The sequence below is a fragment of the Kitasatospora phosalacinea genome (assembly GCF_000716545.1).
Classification (GTDB): Bacteria; Actinomycetota; Actinomycetes; order Streptomycetales; family Streptomycetaceae; genus Kitasatospora; species Kitasatospora phosalacinea.
The window spans coordinates 1-1,338 of record NZ_JNWZ01000152.1 but is presented as its reverse complement, the minus strand read 5'-3'; the positions used below and the strand labels follow the sequence as shown (position 1 = coordinate 1,338).

Below are 1,338 nucleotides of genomic sequence, written 5' to 3'. Positions count from 1 at the left end.
CAGGGCCGTTGCAAAGTCCTGTGATCTTGTGACTGTGTTGGTCAAGCGATGCCGAGGAGGTCGAGCGGGCGGGTGAAGGGCTCGTAGGAAGCGTGACGGAGTCCGGCGGCGATGTTGCGATGCCCGGCGGCGCGGAGGGCGTTGATCGCAAGGTTTCGCAGGGTTGCCATGTTCTCCGGGCCGTGTGCCGTGCGGATCTTGGAGGTGTCCTCGGCGAAGGTCGTGTCGCGGACGAAGTGGAGCCGGTTCTCGATGGTCCACTGTGATCTGGCGAGTCGGCCGAGCCGTTCGGGCGAGGCTTCCTGCGAGGTCAGGTCGGTGATCGCGTAGATGCTCTGACGGCTGACCGTGCCGGTCTTGAGGTCGGTGCGGTGTCGCAGGATGCGCACGGCCTGGACGGCGTGCGGGAAGTCCAGGCCGAGGCCGGCGATCGTGAGGGCTCTGGTCACGCGGGTCTCCCTGCGGCCGTGGCCGGCCTCGCGGTCGTAGCGGCGAGCGGTGACCTCCTTCCACGGCAACGACCGCAGCCGGCGGTGCAGTTCGGGCTGGTTGGCCTTCACCACCAGCAGGTAGTGCGCGTTCATCTCCTCGACGAGGAAGCGCGCGTGGGCGCGCTGGGTGTGCAGGGCGTCGGCCGTGACGGTGACCCCGGCCAGGTCGTAGGGCGCCAGCAGAGCGGCGAAGCAGCTGATCTCATTCGTTTTGTCGGGCACCCGCAGCTGGGTGACGGTCCGGCCGTCCGCGGTCATCGCGGCCAGCAGGTGGGCGGCGGGCGAGGTGCCGTGCCGGGAGCCTCGGGCGGTCTTGCCGTCCACGGCGATCGAGTCCGATCCTGCCGGATCGGCGCCGGTCAGGTCGGCCAGGCCCGCCGGGACAGGCCAGAGCGATGACCCGCCGGATCGTGGCGGCGCTCGGCGCGATGCACACGCCAAGTGCGCCTACAGCCCGGGCGCCGAGGCGGGCCAGGGCGTGCTGCGGAGCGTTCGCGGACCACTGGCCGACGGCCGCGTACGAGCGCGCGCCGGCGACCACCGCCGAGGCGGCGACCAGCAGAACCGCCACGAACGGGTGACGCACCCCGCGGCGCCGACGCGGATCCGGCAACAGTCGCAACCGCTCCACCAGCGACAATCCCGCCACGCCGTCCAGAGCGGGCGACTTGATCAGGCAGACGGTGGCAGACTGACGGCACATCGAAGCTCCGGTGGTGCGAGGCGACTTGGGAAGGTCACCCCGTTCAACCGGAGCTTCGATGCGTACGTGACGGGTCGACCCCCGCTTCTCACCCCGCTATGACCTGCGGACTCATGCGCTCACTGGGACTTTGCAACAGCCCTG

General features: G+C 70.0%; 1 protein-coding gene and 1 pseudogene. Both read right to left on the bottom strand.

Annotated features, from left to right (window positions below; all coding sequences use genetic code 11):
- Window positions 1-41: 41 nt before the first annotated feature.
- The gene (locus OO48_RS34755) at window positions 42-932 is read right to left on the bottom strand and encodes an ISAs1 family transposase (protein ID WP_425338619.1); all 891 of its coding nucleotides are present in this window, start codon (window positions 930-932) and stop codon (window positions 42-44) included.
- Window positions 895-1,194 (bottom strand): annotated as a pseudogene (locus OO48_RS40510) (transposase family protein); the annotation flags it as partial. The gene OO48_RS34755 and the pseudogene OO48_RS40510, both read right to left, overlap by 38 nt.
- Window positions 1,195-1,338: the final 144 nt, after the last annotated feature.